Origin of the sequence: Anaerotignum faecicola, from assembly GCA_024460105.1 — a bacterium.
Taxonomy (GTDB): Bacteria; Bacillota; Clostridia; order Lachnospirales; family Anaerotignaceae; genus JANFXS01.
The window spans coordinates 1-417 of sequence record JANFXS010000412.1 but is presented as its reverse complement, the minus strand read 5'-3'; the positions used below and the strand labels follow the sequence as shown (position 1 = coordinate 417).

At 38.6% G+C, this 417-nt stretch carries 1 protein-coding gene; it reads left to right on the top strand.

The genetic code is table 11. From position 1 onward, the window contains the following. Positions 1-211 precede the first annotated feature (211 nt). Positions 212-417, top strand: a 206-nt coding sequence (locus NE664_14630) for a 6-phospho-alpha-glucosidase (GenBank protein ID MCQ4727870.1), incomplete at its 3' end; no start/stop codon positions are given.

Below are 417 nucleotides of genomic sequence, written 5' to 3'. Positions count from 1 at the left end.
ACACGCTGTATGAGGCGGCGGATGAAAAAGACTTTTTAAACCGTTTGATCAGTATATCCACTTCTATTGAGCTTTTTTAAGCGAAGTTTTAAAAAGCTTTTTTAGAAATAAAGCAATAAATTGCATCTGAAGTATAGAACAGTAAAATACAACGAAAGTATGAATCTGACAGAAACTATAGATAGATTGAATAGAAGGAGAGCAAGTAAAAATGAGTGAGAAAAAATTTTCCGTAGTTATCGCAGGAGGCGGCAGTACGTATACGCCTGAGATTATTCTTATGCTGTTGGATAATTTAGACAGGCTTCCGCTTCGTGCCATCAAGCTGTATGACAATGACGAAGAGCGCCAGGGAAGACTGGCAAAGGCCTGTGAGATCATTGTAAAAGAGAAAGATCCGTCCATCGAATTCGTAGC